Annotated in this window: 14 protein-coding genes; 13 read left to right on the plus strand and 1 reads right to left on the minus strand. The window is 36.1% G+C overall.

Going from position 1 to position 17,392, the window contains the following annotated elements:
- The first annotated feature begins 2 nt into the window (after positions 1-2).
- The 8 genes from FJ213_05285 (at position 3) to rsgA (ending at position 10,661) form a co-directional block, all read left to right on the plus strand.
- Positions 3-998 carry a N(4)-(beta-N-acetylglucosaminyl)-L-asparaginase gene (locus tag FJ213_05285; GenBank protein ID MBM4175573.1) on the plus strand — a complete coding sequence of 332 codons (996 nt, stop codon included), beginning with the start codon at positions 3-5 and terminating at the stop codon, positions 996-998.
- Positions 999-1,089: 91 nt separating this feature from the next.
- Positions 1,090-1,842: a YjbH domain-containing protein gene (locus tag FJ213_05290; protein ID MBM4175574.1), complete on the plus strand. Its 753-nt coding sequence runs from the start codon at positions 1,090-1,092 to the stop codon at positions 1,840-1,842.
- Positions 1,843-2,043: 201 nt separating this feature from the next.
- Entirely contained in the window at positions 2,044-3,297 is a 1,254-nt protein-coding gene (locus FJ213_05295; protein ID MBM4175575.1) for a hypothetical protein, read from the plus strand.
- Between the two features lie 78 nt (positions 3,298-3,375).
- Positions 3,376-3,870 (plus strand): hypothetical protein, encoded by a 495-nt coding sequence (locus FJ213_05300; GenBank protein ID MBM4175576.1) that lies wholly within the window; start codon positions 3,376-3,378, stop codon positions 3,868-3,870.
- A gap of 2 nt (positions 3,871-3,872) precedes the next feature.
- Positions 3,873-5,297 (plus strand): hypothetical protein, encoded by a 1,425-nt coding sequence (locus FJ213_05305; protein ID MBM4175577.1) that lies wholly within the window; start codon positions 3,873-3,875, stop codon positions 5,295-5,297.
- A 167-nt stretch (positions 5,298-5,464) separates the two neighbouring features.
- On the plus strand, positions 5,465-6,532 hold the full coding sequence (locus FJ213_05310; protein MBM4175578.1) for an efflux RND transporter periplasmic adaptor subunit: 1,068 nt from the start codon (positions 5,465-5,467) through the stop codon (positions 6,530-6,532).
- Between the two features lie 2 nt (positions 6,533-6,534).
- On the plus strand, positions 6,535-9,648 hold the full coding sequence (locus FJ213_05315) for an efflux RND transporter permease subunit (protein MBM4175579.1): 3,114 nt from the start codon (positions 6,535-6,537) through the stop codon (positions 9,646-9,648).
- A gap of 65 nt (positions 9,649-9,713) precedes the next feature.
- Positions 9,714-10,661 carry a ribosome small subunit-dependent GTPase A gene (gene rsgA, locus FJ213_05320; protein MBM4175580.1) on the plus strand — a complete coding sequence of 316 codons (948 nt, stop codon included), beginning with the start codon at positions 9,714-9,716 and terminating at the stop codon, positions 10,659-10,661.
- Between the two features lie 60 nt (positions 10,662-10,721).
- Here rsgA and FJ213_05325 read toward each other — a convergent pair whose 3' ends face one another.
- Positions 10,722-11,636, minus strand: coding sequence for a hypothetical protein (locus FJ213_05325; protein MBM4175581.1), 915 nt, complete (start codon positions 11,634-11,636; stop codon positions 10,722-10,724).
- Positions 11,637-11,731: 95 nt separating this feature from the next.
- On the opposite strand from FJ213_05325, the gene FJ213_05330 reads away from it, so the two are divergent.
- From FJ213_05330 to FJ213_05350, 5 genes are all read left to right on the plus strand, one after another.
- Positions 11,732-13,552 (plus strand): tetratricopeptide repeat protein, encoded by a 1,821-nt coding sequence (locus tag FJ213_05330; GenBank protein MBM4175582.1) that lies wholly within the window; start codon positions 11,732-11,734, stop codon positions 13,550-13,552.
- Entirely contained in the window at positions 13,549-14,322 is a 774-nt protein-coding gene (locus FJ213_05335) for a DUF4292 domain-containing protein (GenBank protein ID MBM4175583.1), read from the plus strand. Before FJ213_05330 ends, FJ213_05335 begins: the two co-directional genes overlap by 4 nt.
- Entirely contained in the window at positions 14,316-15,638 is a 1,323-nt protein-coding gene (locus FJ213_05340) for a hypothetical protein (GenBank protein MBM4175584.1), read from the plus strand. Before FJ213_05335 ends, FJ213_05340 begins: the two co-directional genes overlap by 7 nt.
- Positions 15,639-15,829: 191 nt before the next feature.
- Positions 15,830-16,294: a class I SAM-dependent methyltransferase gene (locus FJ213_05345; GenBank protein ID MBM4175585.1), complete on the plus strand. Its 465-nt coding sequence runs from the start codon at positions 15,830-15,832 to the stop codon at positions 16,292-16,294.
- 11 nt (positions 16,295-16,305) lie between these two features.
- Positions 16,306-17,392, plus strand: a 1,087-nt coding sequence (locus FJ213_05350) for a hypothetical protein (protein MBM4175586.1), incomplete at its 3' end; no start/stop codon positions are given.

Below are 17,392 nucleotides of genomic sequence, written 5' to 3' on the forward strand. Positions count from 1 at the left end.
TTATGAAAAAGGTCAACAGAAGAAAATTCATTACAAATGCGGCCGTTGCCGGAGCAGGTATTGCTCTGATTGGCAATGAGACATTCGCTTCGTCAAAACATTCATTTTCTGGAAAAGTTGAGAAACCCGTAGTCATTACGACTTGGGATCGTGGTCATGAACCGAATATTAAAGCTTGGGAAATATTGGCTAAGGGGGGAAACTCGCTCGATGCTGTCGAAGCTGGAGTTCGAGTTGCAGAAGACGATCCAAATAATATGTCTGTTGGTTATGGCGGACTGCCTGATGAAACTGGTGTTGTCACTCTCGATGCTAGTATCATGGATTGGCGCGGACGTGCTGGGGCTGTTGGGTATATTCAAAATATTCGTAATCCAATTTCCGTTGCTCGGAAAGTAATGGAAAAAACTCGTCACATAATGTTAGCAGGAGAAGGGGCAAAAAGATTTGCGCTGGCGAATGGATTCAAAACGGAAAATCTTCTTACTGAAGCAAGTCTGAAACGCTGGAATCAATTGAAAGAAAAAGGTGCGGAAACAGATTTTCGCCGATTAGAAGAAAATCACGATACAATCACCATGCTCGCAATTGATAACAACGGAAATTTATCGGGCGCCTGTACGACGAGCGGGCTTGCATGGAAAATTCATGGACGTGTTGGCGATTCTCCAATTATTGGTGCAGGACTTTATCTCGATAATGATGTTGGTGCTGCCGGAGGAACGGGAATTGGCGAAGCAATTTGGCGTTCATTAGCTTCATTTTTGATTGTTGAAAAAATGAGAGACGGGATGTCTCCACAAGAAGCCTGTGTATTTGCAGTAAAAAGAGTAATCAAAGTCAGTAAGCAATATTTAACGGATATAGGTCAAGCTGCTTTTATTGCGATGAACAGCAAGGGGGAAACTGGCGCATATTCAGTTCGAACAGGTTTTGACTACATGCTAACCAAAAATGGAGAAACGAAGGGGATAAAAGCATCCTTTGAATTAAAGTAAACAAGTGATTGTTAAATTCTTAGAAAAACATTTATAAAAGAGAAAGTATACTTCGATGAAGATAGTTAATTTTTTACGGCTAACATTTCTAATGTTTATAACTCTGATTTCATTTACAAATGTGTTAAAAGCCCAAGGTAGTGCTGGTGCAAAGTCAACTGTTGAGCCTCGATATTTAATAGATATGAATACAGCAGGACTTCTCTCGCGGGGAATGTTTGCAATTGGTACAGAACATTTACCGGATGGAGTTTTCATTTTGAAAATTGATGTTGGGATTTTCAATCAATTCAATTTCGGAATTTCATATGGTGCGAGTAATTTTATCGGACGCGGTGATATGAAATTTTACAACTATCCGGGCGTGAACGTGAAGTTTCGTGTCTTCGAAGAGGAGGTCGCTTTTCCTGCTATTTTACTTGGTTTCGATTCACAAGGTAAGGGACATTTTTTTAAAGACTTAAAACGATTTGAAATAAAATCTCCTGGATTTTATTTAGTAGCAAGTAAAAATTTGAATGTGATGGGAATGCTCAGTATTCATGGTGCCTTAAATTATAGTCTTGAAACTCAGGACGATGATAATAATTTAAACTTAACCATCGGAGCGGAAAAAACAATCGGGAGCCAGGTATCAGTCGTAGCAGAGTATGACATCGGATTGAACGATGACTCCAAAATAGTTGGCAGAGGAAGGGGATATTTGAATTTCGGAGTTCGTTGGTCTATTGCTGATGGTCTAACCATCGGCTTTGATTTCAGGAATATCGTGTCGAATAGAATAAAAGACAGCTTTGGAGTAGATCGCTCATTCAGAATTGAATTTGCTAGAAATATTTTCTGATTGTCTTTTTTTATGAACAGAATTTTAATTTTATAGACAAATTGAAGCTATATTGTTCAGAATCATCAAGAATGATAGAAATATTAAAGCAAAACATTAAAATTTTAATTAAAACAGAAATTTTTTAAAGTGGAGCAAATTATAAAGGCACAAAAATTGACGATCAAAAGTTAAAGAATTTGTATGATGGAGGAATCTAAAATGAGAACGAGAATTTCACTAGGACTAATTGCAGCATTCTTCATGCTGTTAATTTCTGGATGTTACACACAAGTTGTTTGGCGTGATGGTGATTATGGATATCGTACCAAACAGAAACCAAAAGCACAAGTTGAAACTCAAGAACAAATTGAAGAGAATCAGTCAGAGTATTCAGAGGAAGATTCAGCTGCATACATAGACGAATACGAATCTGAATATTATGATGATGATTATTATTACTACCCAAGGCATCGCCGAGGGTATAAATATTATCATCCATCAATCACCATATCCTTTGGTTCATCTTCTTTCTATGATCCTTGGTTCTTCGACGGTTGGTATTATCCCTGGGATTGGTGCAGAACTTATTACTTCTATAATCCTTGGAGCTGGTGGTATCGACCTTATTTCAGTTGGAATTCATGGGCATACTATCCCTCGTATTACTATGGTTACTATTGGAATGACTATTGGGCATGGAATTGGGGATATTGGTATCAACCAGTTTCTCAATATCGAAAAAACGATTACACAAGATTGCGTGATAATGATGGTGGAAGAGGAAGAATTGTTGGAAGCGGAAATCTTGGAAGAGATGTGAATGTTCGAACTTCTCAAGGTACACGGTTGAGAGATGTGAATGATCGTAGAATCGATTCAGGTAGAGATAGAACTCGTGAGCGAGAGATTAAGCGTGACGACCGGACACCGGCAAGGACTTTCGAAACAGAACGAAAGAGAATTGATCGGGACGTTGATACTCGCACACCTTCAACACGTGACCGAACTTTGGATAGAGAACCGAAGCGCGATGACAGAAAAGAAACTCCACAAGTTCGTGACCGTAAACCGACTGTAACACCAGAACGTGAAAGAAAAATTGACAATCGTGATACGCGAAAAAACGACCGAGAACCGCAAAGAAAACTCAATGATCGAAATACGAGAAGTAACGATAAAGATGTCGAGAAACGAATTGAAAGAAAAGAAAGGCCACGAATCGATTATCAACCGCCTCGAAGAGAGTACACTCCACCAAAACGCGACAATGAACCTCGCAGAGAATATACTCCTCCTCCCAGAAGAGATCCTGAACCGAGACGTGAATCAACACCGCCGCAGCGTAGTTATGAACCACCTAGAAGAGAATCTTCTCCACCTCCGCAGAGGTCATCACCGCCTCCTTCGTATAATCCACCATCGGGAAGGTCTTCAACTCCGAGTTCACCGCCACCAGACAGAAGAAGAGATTGATATATGAAATTTAGAATGTTAGTAAGATATTGTGTATTAGTTTTTACCAACGCTATCATATTTAGCGCTTGCTATACAATGATTTCACATCCGAAAGTAAGTAAAAAAGCAAGTGATAGTGATTTTGTAACTCATCGTGTAAGTATAATCGATGACTGTCTCTCCTGTCACTCAGAAATGGAACTGAGGGAGTTTAATACATATCATCAATATTATTACCAATCAGCAAATGTTTACAGACCGGAACGGCAGTACATCTACTATGATCCATATTACTCATATCCATGGTGGTATGATATTAAAGCTGCGACAACTTATGATGCGCCTTCATCTTCAAAGCCAAGTAGAAGTTATGATGGAAACTTACGAAATAATGACGGCGGAAGAACAAGAGATAACTCTTCTCCGATAGCCCTCCCATCGCCCTCGAGAAATGAGGATTCTAATCGAAGCGGATCTTCAGTTAAAACAGACACTTCTACGGATCGGAAAACAGATAGTAATTCAAACTCACGCGAGAGAGAAAGTCAGTCAACTAAAACCAGAGAAAATTCAGGCGAAAGAAAGAGATAATTATGAAAGCTGTTAAAATTCTTATATCAATATTTATTTTTTTTACTTTAACTTCTGTGCTTAATGCTCAAAACCTCAATGATGCGCTTAGACTCAGTACACCCGGAATCGGAGTTGGTGCAAAAGCATTAGGAATGGGTGGCGCGTTTACAGCAATAAGTGATGATTATTCCGCTACATATTGGAATCCTGCGGGTTTATTCCAGGTTAAGCGAATGGAATTCAATGCTGGTTTGAGTTACAATAATTTGAAAAATGATGCTTCCTTCTTTGGAACTTCGACAAACTTTGAAAACAGCAGTACAAGTATAAACAACTTGGGTTTTGTTTTTCCTTTCCCGACTATTCGCGGCAGTTTAGTCTTTGGACTTGGTTATAACAGAACTAATAATTTTAATGAAGCAATGGCATTTAGCGGATTTAATTCCTCAAATACTTCGATGATACAAACTCTTCTTGGAAAAGGAGATGTTTCCTACTTGTTATATCTAACTGATTCGACTGGGAACTTCACGCCAATAAATGGCAGACTGCATCAGGAAGGATCGATACTTGCATCAGGAAATGAAAATCGCTGGGTGCTTAGCGGTACAATCGAGGTTGCAAAAGATTTAGCAGTCGGTGTTTCAATTGATATATTAGGCGGAACATTCGAGAAAAATCGGGATTACTCAGAAATTGATACGAAAGATTATTACGGTACTGGAGTAAAAACCGATCCAGCAGATTCGCGAACAGCAGATTTTCAAGAATTCCAATTTAATGAAACATTAAAATGGGAATTAGGTGGATTTAGTGCTAAAGCTGGTTTTATGTACAGGTTTAAAGATATGCTGAGATTCGGAGCGGCAATCAAGTTTCCAAGTTCATTTAATATTAAAGAAGATTATCTTGTCAGCGGGTCTGCAAAATTTGGTACAGGTTTTACACCGGATATAAGTCCAGCTCTCGAAAGTAACATTGAATACGAAATTATTACCCCCTATCAATTTTCTGCGGGAATATCCGTCACCAGATCTTTTTTCACAATTTCTGGAGATATCAATTTAACCGATTACACTCAAATGGAGTTTAAGAATCTCAGTGCCTCAAAAACGGTTCAAAACAATAAAGACATAAAAACGCTATTTAAAAGTGTGATGGATTACTCCGTTGGGGGGGAATTCAAAGTGATGAATACCGGATTGAAGCTTCGGGGTGGATACATGGTTAGGAATTCACCATTTAAAAACGATCCGTCTGAGTTCAATAGAAAATATATCACACTCGGCGCCGGTTTCCATGCCGATGAATCGTTTGCTTTCGATATTGCTTACATCATGGGAAAATGGAAAACTTTTGGTGATAACTACGGTATTGATGTTTCGCGAACTTACCAGGATATAAAAACTACAGATATAGTCTTTACTACAACTTTCAGATTTTGAATAATTTACTTTCTTAATGAAGTAAGTTAAGAGTCAAGTCATTTTTAATGAATTCCCGCAAAATATGCGGGAATTTTTTTTCCTGTACTTAGTCTAAAATGAATTTTTTTTTACATTCTAATATTATTTATTTTGGGTAGAATTAGTAAGCTATCTTAAGGAACTTTATGAAAAATAAAAGAAGAATCATCATATGGCCGGTTATAATTGTGATTCTCGTAATACTGATTATTCCAAAGCTAAATCTGAATAATAGTGTTAAGGATCTGGAAGTTGATAAGCAATCATCGGATAAGAGAATTGGAGTAAAAGCAGTTTTAATTCGAGGTAAATCTCTTCAGAATAAAATATTTGCAAGTGGAACATTGATCAGCAACGAAGAAGTAGAGCTGAGAAGTGAAATTTCAGGAAAAATAACAAACATTTTTTTTACAGAGGGAAAGCATGTTAAAAAAGATGAAGTCCTGCTCAAAATTAACGATTCAGAACTTCAGGCAACTTTGAAAAAAAATAAATCCAAAGTTGTTCTTGCTCAGGATAAGGAATTCAGAGCAAAGCAGCTTCTCGAAAAGAATTTGATAAGCCAGCAAGAATACGAAATCATACTCGGTGACCTTGTATCAGTTCTTGCTGATGTAGAGATCAATGAAGCCCAGTTAGAAAAAACTGAAATTAAAGCTCCATTCGATGGAATAGTAGGACTTCGTTCTGTAAGTGTGGGAAGTTATATTTCTCCGCAAACCAGAATTGCGACTTTACAGAGCATCAATCCAATTAAGATAGATTTTTTTGTTCCGCAAAAATATTTTGGACTCTTAAAGGAGAAGCAGCAAATTTTAGTAAAACTTTCTGCTACTGGTCAAGTTTATAAAGGAAAAGTTTATGCGGTTGAACCTAAGATAGACCAAAATACACGTACTGTTCAAGTACGAGCGTTAATTCCGAATATATCTGGAGAGTTAACGCCCGGTGCATATGTTGAGATAGAAATTGTTTTAGAGGAAATCAAAAACGCAATTATGGTCCCATCCGAGGCTGTTATACCGGATATTCAGGGAGAGAAAGTTTTTTTGTATAAATCTGGAAAAGCCGTTCAACAGATTGTTACACCAAACATCCGGACGGAAAACGAAATTCAAATTATTAAGGGATTAAATGTTAACGATACTTTGATCACTTCCGGCATTATCCAGCTTCGTCCTAATACACCAGTAAAAATTAATATAGTTAATTAATTATGAGTTTATCATCTGTAAGTATTCGCAGACCTGTTCTCTCCATTGTCATGTCGATCGTGATTATGATTTTTGGGATAATTGGTTACACATTTTTAGGTGTGCGGGAATATCCGAGTATCGATCCTCCAATTATCACTGTCTCAACTAGCTATCCTGGAGCTAATGCTGATGTAATTGAATCTCAGATCACAGAACCTCTTGAAGAACAAATTAATGGTATTGCAGGAATCAGATCCTTAACATCAAACAGTCGGGATGGGAGAAGTCAAATAACTGTGGAATTTGATGTCGCAATTGATCTTGAAACCGCTGCAAATGATGTTCGAGATCGAGTTTCAATTGCGAGATCGAGATTGCCGCAGGATGTTGATCCGCCAACAGTGGCAAAAGCTGATGCTGATGCTATCCCGATAGTATTCTTGAATGTAAAAAGCGATAATAAAACTTTACTTGAATTATCTGATATAGCACAAAACATTTTCAAGGAAAGACTTCAAACAATTCCGGGAGTAAGTCAAGTAAACATTTGGGGGGAGAAAAGATATTCGATGCGGCTTTGGATGGATCCTGCAAAGCTTGCTGCTTACAATGTAACACCAATCGATGTCAGAACTGCACTGAATCGAGAAAATATAGAACTCCCTTCAGGTCGGCTTGAAGGAAGTAAAACGGAATTGACAGTAAGAACACTCGGCAGATTAGCTACAGTCGATGATTTTAATAATCTGATTATCAAAGAGTCAAATCGTGTCATAGTTCGTTTTCAGGATATCGGACGGGCTGAATTGTATCCTGAAAATGACCGATCAATTTTAAGAAGAGACGGCATCCCAATGGTAGGTGTTGTTCTCATTCCTCAGTCCGGAGCAAATTTCATTCAAATTGTTGATGAGTTCTATCGTCGAATCGATCAGATTAAAAAGGATTTACCTGAAGATGTTGAACTCGGAATTGGATTCGACGTAACCAAGTACATTCGTAACTCTATCTCTGAAGTACAGGAAACTATTTTCTTAGCATTGGGACTTGTCATCTTAATTATATTTTTATTTTTAAGAGATTGGCGGACTACGCTCATTCCAATTTTAGCAATACCTGTTTCGCTCATTGGTACATTTTTCATTATGTACCTCGCGGAGTTTTCGATAAATGTTCTTACACTGCTTGGAATTGTTTTGGCAATAGGAATCGTAGTTGACGATGCAATAGTTGTATTAGAAAATATCTATAAAAAAATTGAAGCCGGATTCCGCCCCTTCGAAGCTGCCGTGAAAGGTTCTGCTGAGATATTCTTTGCTATAATCTCAACTACAGTTGCACTCGTTGCTGTATTTTTACCCATAATGTTTTTGCAGGGTATTACCGGAAGATTGTTCATAGAATTTGGTGTTGTCATTGCAGGTTCAGTAATAATTTCTTCTTTTGTTGCTCTTACTCTTACTCCAATGCTGAGTTCAAGGTTGTTAAAGGAAAAAGAAAAACATAGTTGGTTTTACTATAAATCGGAACCATTTTTCAGTTGGTTGGAAAAATCCTATCGGAATGCACTTAATTCGTTTATGAAAAAACGATGGATCGCATTTGCAATTATGGCTTCCGCAGGTTTAATGATTTACTTTTTTGGTTCTTCACTGCAATCTGAACTAGCACCGATTGAAGATAGAGGAGAAATGCGTGTGCAATCTACAATGCCCGAAGGGACTTCATTTGAATTGATGGATTCGTACATTATGGAGATGGTGCATACACTTCAGGATTCAATTAAAGAAACCACTGCGATGATCTCACTTACAAGCGGCGGGGGTGGAGGAATGGCTTCAACTAACAGCGGATTTGTGAGGCTGACTTTAACCGATGCCAATCGAAGGGAAAGAAGCCAGCAAGATATTGCAGAAACGGTGACTTCTATAACGCGAAAATTAAATGACGCCCGCTCTTTTGTTGTACAGAGTCAATCGATCTCTACTCGGCGCGGAGGTCTTCCGGTTCAATACGTTATTCAAGCGTCCGATTTTGAACAGCTTAGAGAAATTATTCCAAAATTTATGGACGAAGCATTGGACGATCCAACTTTTGCTAATGTAGATGTTAATTTAAAATTCAACAAACCTGAAATAGTCGTTGATATTAATAGAACAAAAGCTCGTGAGCTGGGTGTATCAGCGATTGACATTGCTCAAACACTTCAGCTTGCTTACAGCGGACAGCGGTTTGGTTACTACGTAATGAGCGGCAAGCAATATCAGGTTATTGGTCAGGTTTCAAGAGAAAACAGAAATAAACCGATTGATCTTGCCTCACTCTATGTTCGTAATAATCGAGGCGGTTTAATTCAACTGGATAATCTTGTTACGCTACGAGAAAAAAGCAGTCCTCCTCAAATCTACAGATTCAATCGATACGTGAGTGCAACTTTTTCGGCTAGCTTAGTTTCCGGGAAGACTATTAGTGATGGAATAAAAGCTATGGATGGAATTGCAGCTCGAGTTCTTGATGAAAGATTTTCTACTGCACTTGAGGGGGCATCCAAAGATTTTGTCGAGAGTTCATCAAGTTTATTATTTACGTTTTTGCTTGCATTGGTCTTGATTTATTTAACACTTGCAGCTCAGTTTGAAAGCTTTCGCGATCCATTCATTATTATGTTTACCGTCCCATTGGCGATTGCCGGTTCAGTATTTTCACTCTGGTATTTTGATCAAACATTGAACATCTTCAGTCAGATAGGACAAATAATGCTCATCGGATTGGTTACAAAAAATGGAATATTAATAGTTGAGTTTGCCAATCAGAAGAAAACTTTAGGATTAACAGTCATTAATGCGGTTAAAGAAGCTGCACAATTAAGATTAAGACCAATTCTTATGACAAGCTTCTCTACTATATTAGGAACACTTCCGATTGCATTGGCGCTCGGTGCAGGAGCCGAGAGCAGAATGTCTATGGGAATTGCCGTTATCGGCGGTTTAGTCTTTTCAACATTGCTAACGCTTTTTATAATCCCGGCAGTTTACTCTGTTTTCTCTGAGAAGACAAAGTCTGTTAGTAATGTCGCATTTGATGGTGTTGAACAAAAAATTGTCAATCAGCCTGTTGAGGCAAATATCGTATAGTAAATGGGGAAAACTTTTAGAAAGATTTATCCGAAACGCAAACTGATATAATTAAGTAAATCGATATGAAAGGTATTGTAACTCGTATTGAGAGCAAAGATTATTACATCTTATATGATGGAAAAGAAATCCGTTGCACGATTCGAGGTAAGCTCCGTCTAGAAGCAGAATGGAAAAAAGATAAACTCCTTTATACCGATTTAGTTGTCGTTGGTGATTACGTTGAATTTTCTATGAACGAAGATACAACTGGCGTAATAGAAGAACTTCCAGAAAGAAAAAATTATCTCTCACGAAAAGCACCGCGGATAAAAGGGATTTCAGAAAAGGGAAAACGATTTGAACAAATCATTGCGGCTAATATTGATTATACTGTCTGTGTTACCTCAATAAAAAATCCAAAGTTCAACAATCGCGTACTCGATCGGATGATCGTTGCTGCAGAAAGCTGCGAGACAAAACCATTAATTGTAATCAACAAAATAGATCTTGAGAAAAAAAAGAAAAAAAGTTTTTGGCACGAGATTTACTCTAATTTAGGATATAATGTTTTTTCGTGTTCGGCAGAAACCGGAAAAGGAATAAAAGAACTTCATGAATTCCTTAGAGGAAAAGTATCAGTATTTATTGGGCATTCAGGCGTGGGAAAATCATCTATTTTAAATTCCTTCAGTGAATCTATTGATCAAAACGTTGAAGAAGTCAGCGAGGTGTGGGATAAAGGAGTTCATACAACAGTAACCTCGGTGTTATTTAAATTGGATAATTCGACTTACGTAATTGACACTCCGGGAATTCGTGAGATTGAACCTTTCGGAATTTCGAAAGAAGACATTACACATTATTTTCGGGATGTAGCTTATTTTTCGCGAGAGTGCAAATTCAGCACCTGCACACATACTCATGAACCAGACTGTCAAGTAAAAGAAGCTGTTGAAGATGGCAAAATAGTCGAAGAAAGATATGATAGTTACCTTCGTTTGATCGAATCTTTGGATGAAGAAGAATTTTGATCTGCCTTCGCTTTCCGCTTCGGCGGACGGCGGAAAAGGATTCAGAGCTTGTCCTGAGGTTTAAACCATTGCTTGGCGTGATGATTTGATAAACTTAAGTAATGCTTTAACTATTCCATCAACAACCTCATCCGGTACACCGTCAAAATGTTTTGATTGAAAACGCATATCGCAAATCTCATTGACATAATCCACCACAATGAACTTGCCATATTCATTCAAAGCAATTTCAGTGGAGAAGAAATCCAATCCACAAATCTTTTGAATTTTTTTTATCACTCTAGAAAGTTGTTTGAGATCATAGCGCTCAATTTCATTTTCTGTAACAACTGTATATTGATGTGTCACATCATCCCACCAGCACGGAAATACTTTTCCGAAAGCCCAAAAACATCTGAACCAAAATCTTTTATTATCCATTTCTAAAGGAAGAACTCTTCCTTGTAGTAAATATTTATCATCACGGAGATATTGACGTTCTCGCAGAATGTCGTTTAAACTTTCTGCTCCGGTAACAACGCCAAGTCCGCCGCCGGTAGTATTCGCTGGTTTGATGATAAATGGTCTTCCTAATTTTGCAAGTTCAGAAACCGAGAGAACTATTTCATTTTTTTTACTAAATGGGGATATAATAATTGTGAAAGGTGTATTTATCCCTCTTGAAATAAATTCAAGGTGCATAGTAGCTTTATCGGTGGCGATCTCAACTTGCGAATAGTTATTTATAATATAAGTTTTCTTTTTCGTCAACAGTTTGGCAAGAGGAAGAAAACAGTCATCTGCATCGGAGGCACGGTCTAAATAATGATTAAATCTAAGCTCATTAGTTTGAATTCGGAAATGAACTTCTTCATAATTATGAAATTGAACTGTAAATGTACTTAGTCCATTTTCCTGAAGGATTTTTTCAATCAAATCAACAAAATCCTTATCGTATTCCCATGTATGAGCAATGGCTAAATCGAATTCTTTCAATCGAAACCTTTAGTTATTTCATTAGTTCATTTGGCATTATATTGTAACTAATTTTCTTGTAAATTAAAACTAGTTTGAATAATTTTTCAATAATTATGAATTATATCCGAAACCTGCTGATAGTAACTTTGATTTCAATCCTAATTTCATGTTCGAGCAGCAGGGATACAATTATTTTATCTTCTAAGGATTCCGAAAATAAATCTACTTCGGGGGATAAGATTGAATCCACACAAGCGTTGGAACATTTTATCCAAGGTTCAATCTTAGAACAAAAAGGGGAGAATGAAAAAGCTGTAATAGAATATCAAGAGGCACTTCTATATGAGCAGCAGGCAGGAATTTATTTTGTATTGGGAAAGGTATACAGGAATTTAGGAAAGTATGCTCTATCAGCTTCGAATCTTAAAAAAGCTGTAGAATTAGAACCGGATAACACACACTATAAATTAGTTCTCGCACAACTATATGCAGCTACAAGACAGCAAGATGACGCAATAAAAATCTATGACTCAATCTTGGAAAAAGATTCTTCGAACATTGAAATACTTTATGAGCTAGCGGTACTGCATACACAAAACCGTCCAAGATTAGCCCTTGAATATTATAATCGGCTTGTAAAGAAAGTCGGTGAAGATTGGGGATTGATTTATACAATGATCGAAATCTATAACAGATTAGGGGAGTATGACAACGCAGCTCAACTTTATGAAAGGTTGTTATTCCTTGATCCTTCGAATCTTTCTATCAAACAGGCGCTGGCAGAAGTTTATTTAATTAACGGCAATTTTGAAAAAGCGGAAAGAATATTGACTGATCTTTTAACCGATTATCCGAAAGATCATACAGCAAGAGTTCTTTATGCTCAGATGTTTGTTAAGAAAAATGATTGGGAAAAAGCATCGGAACAATTTAAAAATATTTTATCAGATGATTCTGTCGATAACGAAACCAAGATCCAAATCGCTGTCGAATATTTTGAAAGATCAGTGAAAGATTCTACTGTAATTTCGCTTGCGAAGAATTTGCTGCATGAAATCGAAGAAGAAGTTGAAGACTGGCGAATTCCCATGTATCTCGGAGCTATTTACGAGACTGAACGAGATACTCAAAAAGCAATAACGTATTTTTCGAAAGTTACAAAGCTCGCCGAGTGGAACATTGAAGCATGGGTAAGATTGGGCGGACTTTATTTTGATAATGGAAAATATGATGAAGCAATAAATGTTATGAATCGTGCTCATAAAATTTTTCCGAATGAGTTTACCGTGAATCTTCTACTCGGTTTATCTTACTTGCAGAGTGAAAAACATGATGAATCAATCCAATATCTTAACAAAGCAAAATCACTGAATCCAAAAGATCTTACAACTTTATCCTCGCTTGGTTTTGCATTCGGAAAATTAGACCGATACGAAGAAGCAATATCAGTACTCGAAGAAGCATTCAGAATTGATGATTCTAATCTGAATGTTGTAAGCACGCTCGGAATGATTTACGATAACGCAGAAGAATTTAACAAGTGCGATAAATTGTATGAGCATGCTTTTAAAATCTTTCCAAATAATTCTCTGTTGCTTAATAATTATGCATATAGTCTTGCTGAGCGAGGAATACGTTTGGAGGAAGCACTTCAAATGTCGAAAAAAAGTCTTGAAGTCGATTCGTTGAATGGTTCCTATTTAGATACACTCGGATGGATCTATTTTCAGATGGGTGATTATTCTCTTGCGGAAAAATATGTAAAATTATCGATAGAACATGGCTCAGCAAGTTCAGAAGTTCTCGAACATATGGGCGATATTTATTTTAAATTGAATAACAAAGAAGCTGCAATCGATTATTGGAACAAAGCACATGAAAAAGATGCATCGAATAAAAAATTAGAGATAAAAATAAAAAAAGGTGAAATTTGAAATTCTTGAATCTATTACTTGGGATTTCCTGTGTGTTAATGATTGGCTTTTATTCTTGTACGCCGGTGCAGAAAAGAGTTAGTCCACCGTTGCCAATTGAAAGAATTTTTCAAAGATTAGAAGAAAATTGCAAATCGTTCGAAACATTTGAAGCAGCTGGTACAATTTCGGTCGATTCGAAAACTTTTAAGAACAGTGGTGATTTCAAACTTCTAATAAAAAAACCTGATTCACTCTTGATCAATATTACCGGTCCATTCGGTATTAATTTTGCAACTGCGGCGGTTTCTAAAACACGATTGATCTATTTGAATGAGTTAACAAATCAAGTTTTATACACGAATACAACTCAAGAAAATATAAAAAAACTACTGCGAGTTGATATTTCCTTCGAAGAGTTAATTGACATCTTGATTGGATGTATCGTAATAAATCCCGAAGGCTCAGTTAAACAATCTGCAAGGGTGGAAGAAGATCAATACGTAATTACTCAAGAGCGAAATGGATATTTGTATAAATATTGGATTGACATTAGAAATCTTGCAGTTTCGAAAAACTTAATTCACGATAAAGGAGGAAACATTCTGATCGATCTTCAATTCGGTAATTTTACAGAAATCGATGGCATCGTAATTCCGAGAGTAATAAATCTTACAAATTCAGTTCGCAATGAAAGTATCAAAATAAATTATTCGAAAGTTTATCCAAACAAAAGAAATATAGATTTGAAAATTTATGTACCTGAGGATGCAGAGGTTATTGAGTGGTAAATGCTCTTATTAAAATATGTTGCATAGCTTTGATATTCTTTGTTCCATCGGATATAAATTCACAATCGCAAACTCGAAGAGACATTAGAAAGAAAGAAAAGGAGCTTCAATCACTAAGGAATGAAATAAAATCTCTCGATCAAAAAATTCGGGAAAGCGTATCTAAGGAGAAAAAAGAACTCAGCATTATTGATGATTACGACAATCAACTTCGGTTGTTAAAGAGACTTCTAAATGAACTAGAAGTTGAAGAAAAATCTCTAAGTGAACAAATCACCGAAAAACAAAATGAGTTGAAAGTTTCTGAATCTGAATTGAATTCACTTCGTTCTGAATATGCAAAACAAATCGTGAATCTTTACAAATTCGGGCGGAAGAATGAATGGGAACTCCTCCTTACAAGCGGCTCAATTAATCAAGCATTGATACGATACAAATATCTTGAAAAGTTTTCGGAAGAAAGAAGAAGAAGAATTGATCAAATAGTCGAAAAAGCAGAAGAAGTAAAAGAAGAAAGGGAGTCGCTTTCAAAAACTCTTGGTGAGAAAGAAGCTTTAAGACAAGTTAAAATTAAAGATGAATCAAGTTTAAAAATAAAAATTTCCAATAAACGTGAATTTATCGCTTCATTACGAAATGATAAATCTGCTTTAATGAAAGACCTTGAACGTAAAAAATCTTCTGTGCAAAAAATTACAAGTTTAATAAGTGATCTAATCATCAGAGAGCAGAGGGAAAGGGAATTAGTTCGTCAAAGAGAGTTAGAACGGCAGCGTGAAATCGAAAGAAAACGTGCTGAAGAAGCAGCGAATAGAAGCACGGTACGAAATGAATCTCGACCCAAACCGGTTGTTCCTCCGCCAAGCAAAACTGAGTTAGATACTTATTTCGAAATTCTGCCGACTTTCAATTTGTTTTCAAAAGCAAAAGGAGTTCTACCCTGGCCTGTTTCAAGCCGAAGAATAATAAATAAATTTGGCGAACAAAGAAACGAACAATTAAATACTGTCACTTTAAATTATGGAGTTGACATTGCATCAGCTTTTGGTTCGAATGTTCAAGTAATTGCAGATGGAAGAGTATCAATTGTGCATTGGCTGCCGGGATTCGGAACAGTTGTGATTGTAACTCATACTGAAGAATATAGAACAGTCTATGCTTATTTGTCAGACGTTCTGGTAAGTGAAGGCGCAATCGTGAGACGCGGCGATGTTATTGCACGCAGCGGCGAAAGTCTCTATGGCGAAATGCTCCACTTTGAAATCTGGAAGGAGCGAGAAAAACAAAATCCAGAAATGTGGCTTGCGAGGAGATGAAGTGGTTAACTAGATTCGCCTCGCAATTGGATGAAAAAAGTTTAAGCTCCAAACTAAGACAAAAACGAGCAAAGTATTTTTGTCAGTTTATCGAAAATTTAAATTCACAGTCTCCTCGGATAATTGACATTGGAGGTAATGTAAATTTTTGATAGCAATTCAATAAAAATAATTGTGTTAATTATAATCCCATACTTGTAAATTTAAATAATAATGAATTGATCGGTGAAAATTATTTGCGTGTAATCGGTGATGGGAAAACTTTATCCTTTTTTAAGGATAAATCATTTGATGTCGCATTTTCAAATTCTGTGATTGAACATCTAAGCACTTTTGAAGATCAAGAACTGATGGCTTATAATATTCAAAGGATATCAAATCATTATTTCATTCAGACACCGGCATTCATTTTTCCAATCGAACCTCATTTTCTTTTTCCCTTTTTCCACTGGCTTCCAAAATCATTAAAAATTTTGTTTGTAAAATATTTTAATTTAGGCTGGTTTGAGAAACAGAAAAATATTGCTCATGCACGAGAGTTAATCTTGTTCATTCGAATTTTGAAAAAAAGAGAAATTAAAAAATTATTTCCTAATAGTATCGTAATACACGAATGGGTATTTGGATTTGTGAAATCATATCTGATAAATAAATAGTGCCCGTTATTATGAAAAAAATGAGCAAGATATTTTCGCAACTGCTATTGAAAGGTAAATATATATTTTTTATTTCTCTGATCGAAAAACTTACATTTTTTATTGTTTATTTAATTATCGCTCGTTATTACTCGAAGTATGAATTCGGACTAGTTACAACTATCTTCGCATTTGCAAATATTGTAAGTTCACTCTTGGATTTTGGATTTACAATTTATTTCCAGCGAGAATCTGCAATAAATGGGATAGAACTTTCTAAAAAGTTTTTAAGTGCTTTAAACATTCGTCTGCTTGCAGTAGTTATCTTTATTGTTTTCTGTATCGGATATTTTTATAAAGAGATGCACATTGAACCTTTGAGCATAATTTTATTTTCCTTCTCAATTTATATAGTCAGCTTTGGATATTTCCTCAATAGTATGCTTTATGGAAAAAGCTTGTATAAAAAATCTTTCCTTGGAATATTTATTAGTCGTTCTATACTAATATTGATCTCTCTCTGCATATTTATTTTCAAATTTGACTTAAGTGTTCTTTCATTCATCTTTGTTTTATCCTTTGGTGTTCATTTAGTTTTTCTAAACATTAATCTGGATGAGATTGAAATTCCAATTAAAATTGATTTCAAGCTGATTAACCCAGGTTATGGTTTATTAAAATCAGTTTTACCATTTGGATTAGGGATTTTGTCTGTCTGGATATACGACCGCTCGGCTTTTTTGATTTTACATAAGTTAAACGGTTTTGAGTCGGTGGCAATATTTGGAGTTGCTTATTCATTATATAAAATTCCTCAATCATTTTTGGGAATAATATTAACGCCGTTGTTCACCGAGCTCTCAGCTTTTTATCATGCCAATCATTTTATAGAAGGAAGGAAAATCAAATCATTAGTGAAATGGATTATAATTATTTCTATTGGATTGATTGCATTCTATTTATTAACGAACCGATTATTGATTAAATTAACATTTGGAGATAAATTTATAGAAGCATCGAATATGCTTTCACTGATTAGTATAGCTATTCCAGGACTGTTTTTGAATAATTTAACCGGGATTGTGTTAAACTCTGCCTATAAAGAAAAATTAGCGATGA

This window comes from Ignavibacteria bacterium (assembly GCA_016873845.1).
Classification (GTDB): Bacteria; Bacteroidota; Ignavibacteria; order Ch128b; family Ch128b; genus JAHJVF01.